At 46.8% G+C, this 8,117-nt stretch carries 3 protein-coding genes; all 3 read left to right on the top strand.

What is annotated here, in order from left to right; genetic code table 11:
• Positions 1-405 precede the first annotated feature (405 nt).
• The 3 genes from RBB63_RS22570 (at position 406) to RBB63_RS22560 (ending at position 8,108) form a co-directional block, all read left to right on the top strand.
• Complete coding sequence (locus RBB63_RS22570; RefSeq protein ID WP_309387626.1) at positions 406-1,104, top strand: hypothetical protein; 699 nt, start codon at positions 406-408, stop codon at positions 1,102-1,104.
• 251 nt (positions 1,105-1,355) lie between these two features.
• Positions 1,356-2,066 carry a hypothetical protein gene (locus RBB63_RS22565; protein ID WP_309387625.1) on the top strand — a complete coding sequence of 237 codons (711 nt, stop codon included), beginning with the start codon at positions 1,356-1,358 and terminating at the stop codon, positions 2,064-2,066.
• A 99-nt stretch (positions 2,067-2,165) separates the two neighbouring features.
• On the top strand, positions 2,166-8,108 hold the full coding sequence (locus RBB63_RS22560) for a chitobiase/beta-hexosaminidase C-terminal domain-containing protein (RefSeq protein WP_309387623.1): 5,943 nt from the start codon (positions 2,166-2,168) through the stop codon (positions 8,106-8,108).
• The last annotated feature ends 9 nt before the right edge of the window (positions 8,109-8,117 follow it).

Genomic DNA, 8,117 nt, shown 5'->3' with positions numbered 1-8,117 from the left:
CTGTTCGGTGCTGCGACGTCCTTTTTTCATATGATCTTACGGTGTCTATGACCGAAAATCTTCTCACGGGCAATGGAACGGTTTCAGGGGGCCCGGCCAAGTGTTCCAAGAAGTAACCATAAACGGAGTGCAAGAATGTTGCCCATCAAAACAAAGAAAAGATTTCAATGAACAGCTCAGTGCTCAATTAACTGGTATGATAAGAATGAATGATAATGATGATTAATTATGGCAAGAAGTTGTGATTCGATTTCGAGCTTTTTGATTGGTGACTTCATTTATGCTTGGAGATTGGCTTATATGATTAGTGACTTAAGTATATTTTAGATTATGATAAATAAAAAAGGGATCGTGAGTATCTTTTAGGGTCGACACGTGATACAAGTTGCTGATTTTTTCAATTAAATGAAACGCGATCTCATTAATTTCATTATTTGGCTATGTATCCCCGGATGCTTGTCAGCGCAACTTCTCGACAATTCAGAATATCTGAAAGCGCAAGGTGATGTGGATAATCAAGAGCGCATTCAGGAGGTTCTGGGCATTGGTGGTTATGAGTCTGTTTCCGAGAGGCAGGCTTTTATGGAGAGCATTAAAGAGTTGGATGCTTATCAGCGTCGCCAAGCAATGGCTCTGTGGCAGCGTGATCGCCTGAATCAAAGTATGCTTGATGTTCCCAGATTGAACAGTGCTAGTTCAATGAAAGAGAGAAAAGCAGCTTATCGTACCAGAATTGAGCAATCTGATAACCCACATGTTAAGCAAAGACTTGAGTTTCAACTAGAGATGCTGGGCATGGCTGCTCGTGAGCGTCGCGCACGCATGTCTCAATTTCCAGAAGTAGACATTCGCGCTCTATTTTCACAGATTGATTCTCGGGTTATGGCTGAGAGGATAGAGGATCGCGGGCAGTCGTCATCTATGTCTCTGGATTTATTGAGCGACGAAGCGATCTCGGCAGACTTAAGGTTGGCAATTGATAAAGTCAGTGAAGTGCGCAGTTTGCCGCCCAGAGAACGCCGTGAGGTGATGTCCACCAAAGGATATCAGGAATGCATGGCGCTTATACATGCTAGCGCAACTGCCTCTGTCGTAGAGTTTTAGCTAATTTAATAAACGAAGAAATAGCTTTTAAAATTAAATTTATGATGAAATGTAAAACGGTAATTGTCCTTCTCGTCTGCTCTCACACTTATGCGACATTAGTACCAACTGGAGGTGGGAATGCTGAGGTAAATGGCATTCTAACGATCGAAGAGTCTGGTAGCTCGACCGGAAGTGGAGTTGAGCAGTCGTATTTGGAATCTGTTACGGACACTAGCGTATGGCCGACTAGCTATTCCCAGACACGGTGGATGAATACAGAAGATTCTGCCGTATGGGAGTGGGGGTATCGTGATGGAGCATACTTTGAAAGTCAAATGCTGCTCGATCCTTCAGGGAAGTTGATTGTTGGGGATCTATCCAGTGTCACTAGCAATCTGAAAATAGACGGATCGAATCAGTCCATCTATTCGGGCTATAACGTGGTTACTGATGGTGTTTCATCGATCAATTTAGGTGCATTTTCGACGATTGAAGCTGGAACAGGATATAATATCAGCCTAGGCATTTTCAATACGATTGGCAGCGCGTTTTGTTTGGCAATTGGTGATAGTAATACAGTGGATGCTGAGGGTTCAGTTGGTATTGGAGCGGGCAATCAAATTTCGACGTCTTCACGTTATGCATTTGCTGCAGGCGCATACAATGTGGTCGATGGACTATACGCTGCGGCATTTGGTATTCATGCGACTGCAAGCGCTCGAGCGGGAGTTGCTTTCGGCCAATACAATGAGGCCGTCACCAAGAACGGAAACCTGCCAGATGTAACTTACTGGCAGGGTGGGGGCGCTGATCCGGGGCCGGTGTTTGAGGTGGGTGTCGGTACTAGTTCTTCAGATTTAAAGAACGGCCTAACTGTATTCCAGGATGGTTCGGTTGTCTTGGGGACTGATGATGCCACAAGCCAAGTGTTACTTGCCCGTGCCCAAGGGGACATCTCGATGGGTGCTTTTGGGAATTAACCGATTTGGTCTGCACAGAAATGTTACATAGTTAGTTGTTGATCTAAAAGTATTACGACTGCTTAATAGTAACTTTTAATACTTGTAAACAGTGAATGCATGAAACGCCCGATTCTTTACCTACTTTGCCTCATCGGATTAACTTCAGCTTTGCAGGCGAGTGTTCCTGCTAATTGGCCCAGTTACTATCCTGAATGGTGGTATGATGCCGATTCGGCGGAGAGCTTGATAGATGTAACCAAGCTGGATGCTGACGATCACGGTAATTATTCTCCTGCTGCTCTAGGGCAACTGAAGCATTTCGCGTCCAAGGCTAGAGATGAGCTCGATCAAGAGCTGGCTTTGATTGGAGGTGCGGGTGACGATATTGATGCAATGGTGGATGCATGGCTTGCATCGCCAACAAGTGGAGACAATCTGAGTGTTGCTAACTTGGGGCAACTCAAGAATATTTCTCATCTCTATTACGAGCGTTTTAAGGGTATTGGATTTGGGCCAGGCTCTGACGGTTGGCCTGTGGTCGAGGACGGAGAAACGCCATTGCCGCTTATAGCAGCAAGTATGTTGGACGACGAACCAGCTGTATACCCGTGGACAACTAATGTAGGTGCAGTCAATGAGAGCGTGGCGTTACTTGGTCAGGCTAAGATGCTCTTTAGCTGGGACATCGAAACTTGGAAGCTTCAGGATAGTGAGTCTTATGTGAATGCTGCTGGTGATGATGTGCTTGGGGACGGCATTCCTGACTGGCTGGAAATGTCCCATTATGGGAACTTGGATACACTTGGCTCTGCTGATGGCGATGAAGACCACGACCGAATTTTCAACTATCAAGAGATTTTAGATGGATCCGATCCACTAGTGCATTCTGAAGACACAACCGGACCCTCCTTACCTGCCAATATTGCGGTGGTTGATCCTGATGCCAACGATGTGGGTTTATCGCAAAGTTGGTCAAGTGTTGAGTTGAGCTGGGATGCTTCAACTGACACTCAAACTCGCATCCATCGATATGTTTTGTATGTTGATGGGCAAGCGGTAGGCAATTCTCAAATAAACCGAGCTTGGCTCAATGGGCTGGAGCCTGATACGAGTTACGATGTTGATGTCGTCGCTTTTGATATCGCTGGAAATCCATCCCATACGGCACTGCGCTCTCCAGCGCCATTGACATTCTCGACTTCGGTAAAACCCAGCACCGCTACTAACAAGATGGTGAGCGACGATGCAAGCTTTCTAATTAAGGAGAGTGGCTTCATGGAGGTTTGGGGAGATGACGGGGAAGGCGAAACTGGCAATGATCCTTTACAGTCGAGTAACCTCTGGATCCCGGTAATCAATCGGACACTGCCGAATATTATTGATGTGTCCACGTGTAGTGATGGAACGCTATTTGCGACTTCAGACGGTGATGTCTATGCAACTGGACATAACACCAGCTTGAAACTTGGGTTAGACATCCTCTCCAACCAATACATAATGCCCGAGAAGAATATCTACCTTCAAGATATCGTTCGAGTGGCCATGGGGGAGAGTTGGGGCATGGCTTTGGATGAGTCTAAAAATATCTGGAGTTGGGGTTCCAAGAGCTATAGCAAATTGGGGCATGCTATAGACCCAGAGCTCGATTATGATAAGGTTGCGGCAAAGGTGGTTGATGAGAACGGCGATCCAATCGATAACATACTTCAAATTGCGGCTGGCTCATATTGTGGATTTGCGCTGGAGGATACCGGTGTCGCGAATGACGGCCTAGGAAAAGTACTTGCGTGGGGTGATAATACATATAACGGGCGGGGGAATGATTCTGGTAATGATATTGTGCCGGGATATGTCGTGATTAATGACGACAATGATTATACCCCTGATGGTGAACTGGATGATATTGTATACATTTATGCCAGGGACAATCGTGCTCTAGCTATACAAGATCCGGATGATGATGGCTACGGTTTGCTTTGGGCTTGGGGTAGTAATAGCTATGGTGGGATTGGTAGTGGCGGTGGCTACTACATGGCGAGTCCGGTTGAAGCGCTGGACGAAAACGGTCAGGTCACAACCTTGGATGATATTTCTAAGGCAGTGTTAGGATACCTGGCTACTGGATTTGCTCTTGATAGTAATCACGATGTTTGGGCCTGGGGACGCTCGAATTACTATAGTTTAGGTTATGATTTTGATGATTTTACTCAGTCGCAAGCGGTCAAAATTCCTTTTTTCGAAGATATCGATATTATCGATATTGCTAGTGGGGATCAGCATACCTTTGCCGTAGATACTGAAGGAACCATCTATGTCTGGGGAAGGGCCGGTTCCAATTTGGGACAAGCATCAATGGCGAGCAGTGTCCATATTTTGCCAACAGTTTTGCCCGAGGTTTCCTATTTGCCTAAGGTGTCCACACCGCGATTCACGCCTAATCCAAGGGCGAGCGTGGGGCATATTGAAGTCGCTATCAATTGTAGTACGATCGACTCAACCATTCATTACACGACGGACGGCTCAACTCCTGATCAAAGTTCACCAATCCTTGCGCCTGATGAATCTCTCTGGATTACTGACACAACAAGAGTCAAAGCGAGAGCATATCGCAGCGGATATGCGCCAAGTGAAGTTGCCAAGGGTTACTATCCGGTCGGAGCTGTCTTTGCGGCATACGATCATAACATTTTGGCCGATAAGCATGGGGCGCTGTACACATGGGGCGAGAGTGGTAATCAGGCTATTTTGGGCGCTGGGGATATTCCATCATATGATTCGGCTCAGGGCGCGAACTACCCCGTATTGATTTCGGATAGTTATATCGTTGATCAAGTTACGACGATACTTGATGGCAGTTTTATAACGCTGGTTGATGGCAGTGTTCTTACGTGGGGGAGTCAACATACTGAATTAGGTTTAGGGTCGCTGACGAGTGATGTGGATACACCACAGCCTGTAATGTTTCCTGCTGGATTCGGTAAGCCGATATCCGTCGAAGGCGCGTTCTACACGCCCTACGTTATTGACGATCAGGGTAAGGGGTATAGTTGGGGTAGGCTTGATCTCAGTCGTGATACTGCTGTTGATCCATATAATGAGCCAGGGTTTATGGTTGATGCGGACGATAATGTCTTAGATCAGTTCATATTTGCAGACCCAGATCAAACCGGTATGGCGATTGATTACCGGGGAGAAACTTGGCATTGGGGCAATGGTGGTCTGTCGCGGGCTACTAGGATTGGGACGATTGATGATGTCGTTGATTTGAAAGGTGATTATGCCCTCCGTTCAGATGGATCTGTTTGGTTTTTTGCTGCTGCAAATAATGCTTGGTTGCCGGTCTGGAGGGATATTGATAGCGACGGCTACGGAGATGAGTTGCTGGATGATGTTATCCAAATTGCGAGGGATGAAACCTATCCTATATTCTTAGACGCTAACCATCAAATTTGGATAATTCCCTATCACACGGTGGATACAAGAGTTATTCCTGTTGATTTCTCGTTTGGTGGTTATTTACCGCTACAAATTGCGACTGGAAATAATCATTATCTGGCGTGGACTGAGGGCGGTATGTTTGCTTGGGGGGATAATTACTATGGCCAGTTGGGCAATGGATATCACCCGACAGATTCTGCCGAACCCACCCCAGTCGCACTGCCATATGATTTTGATAACGACGGCATGGCAGATTGGTTTGAGGCGAAGTATGGAATTGATGATCCACATGCTGACCAGGAGCCAGGCGGAGGAGATGGCCTGACCAACCTCCAAGAATACGAGATGTTCTTGCTTTTCGGCAAGGAGTCTAATCCGCTCTTATCGGATACGGATGGAGATGGACTTAGCGATGGATTTGAGGTGGGCTACTTTAATCCCAAGAATCCGGCGGAGCACCTCAATCCAGTGAGCCAGAATACGGATTCAGCATTAGGCGATACGGTTAGTGACTACGATGAACTGATTTTGGTGCATGTGGTTTCGGCTGGAGTTTTAGAAATCCCCTATGACCCATTTGGAGATGACCGGGATGATGATGATGACTTGCTCCCCAACTGGTATGAGAACTCTTATCAGAATGTCAGTTATGACCCGCTTGATGGCTCTGCCCAGTACCTTGACTATGATGATGATGACACGGATGATGATGACTACGAGGATGGCTACGAGCTTGCGAATGGAACAAACCCATTCTACAGCAATGCGGATTCTGATGGTGATGGCCTGACGGATTCCGTTGAATCTGGCGTTGGAGGGAGTCCAGGGATTGGCACCGATCCGGCTAAGTTTGATACCGATGGGGACGGCTTTAGCGACGGGGATGAGGTGCTTGCCGGCTCAGATCCCCTTGACCCACAGAGCCCTCTTGATCAAATTGGGGTTTCGAAGTCAGGGGCGCCAAGCATGGGCTACATCATTACGGATTCCGCAGACACCACGGATAGTGATGGAGATGGATGGACAGACTTCGAGGAAGATAACCTCACGTTCACGGATAAAACGGATGATACAGAGTTCTCCGGGGTTGTGAATACGATCGCTTCCATCTTGCCTTCGTCCTACAGCAGTTCTTTAGGAACGTGGAATGTCCTAGGCGATACTGTCTATTCGCGTGATATACGGGGATGGCTTGAGTATAATTTTAGTTTAGCTCAGTCCGATGTTTATGGTTTGGAAATAGAGCTTCAGCGTTACAGCAACCATTCGATCGATTTTGATGATGCGACAATTGAAGTTTTTGTCGATAGTGAGCCCATTGGATACCGCATTGTTGATATTTCCGATGGCGGGTCCAAGACGGTTAAATTCATCTTGCCGAAACTGGGAACTGGGGCTCACTCTTTACGAATTTCTTGGTTAAACGATGGCGTTTCGAACTCCATCCAAATTAGTTCGATTGCGATACTGGACTATGAGGGGCCAGATACTGACAGCGACGGCATTGAGGATTGGAAGGAAACGCGATTGGCAAATCTGCTTTCCAATGACCCTGCAAACATTGTCTCTCATGTCTCACCATACTGCCTTGAGGGTGAAAGCTATTTCCCTGAAACTCTAGCTCTGACGAGTTGGTTGTTGGGAGATTCCGGAAATACGACTACTCTGCCAGTGAATCGGGCGACCTATGGCATCTATTACACTGACATTGATTTGGATGCCGGTACGGAGACAGTAGTCGAAATTTCGGAGCAGAATGACTTGGATGTTTACACTAGGGAAATCGAGTGGGCGCCATTGGATCTTGTTACGGCTGATACGATTAAAATCCGTAAAGGCGATACGTTACTGTTTGGCTTGGATTTGCCAGGCGAATCACAATCCACATCGGTGAGCCTCGACATTCGCAAGGGTGATGGTGAAAACTTCACATCGCAGGCGACGGATACGATGACGTTGGCCGATGCCTATGCCTACGAATTTATCGAAGATGGCTCCTACGAGATTCAGGCTCAATATACCGATTCACTGTCTCAGACGGTCGCCGTGAGCTATTTCTTAAAGGTGGTGGATGCAAACTTGGGACCGGACACCTTTGCTCAGATTGGAAAGTCCAGAGATTGGTCGGCAATTTATCTCAGCGATAGCGCATTGGTGGAATGTGACTACCATCTCAGTGTGAGCTACGATAATTCCTACGATTTCACCTTGAAACTGCTTTCTCAACAGGAAGGTTCAATTGTCGCTCGAACAGGCGTGGATGGGGCAATCATTGATTCTATAAGGATTAAGCCACTGAAAGACTATTCTTACACGGAAACCTCTTGGCAAGTGATCGATACCTTTGACGATGACTACCAGCTTGTAGAAGCTACGCTGAATTTTAATGAAATACCCGATGACCTCTTGATCAAGCTCACGACGATTACAGGGGCAACATTTCTAGCTACCGGCACGACTAGCATGGTGGTGACTGCGTCAGACTTCGATGAACTGGGTACCTTCCGTTACTACCTGATCATTCCTCCAGGCAAGACCACCTCCTGCCACCGGCGAGAATACTATCAAGATGATGGCAACGGGCAGCTAGATGCTTCTGACCTACAAGTAGGCAGCAATTAATTTTATCTT

Source organism: Cerasicoccus frondis (assembly GCA_031296915.1).
Classification (GTDB): domain Bacteria; phylum Verrucomicrobiota; class Verrucomicrobiia; order Opitutales; family Cerasicoccaceae; genus Cerasicoccus; species Cerasicoccus frondis.
Note: the sequence above shows the minus strand (reverse complement) of the source record. Positions and strands in the feature narration are given on the sequence as shown.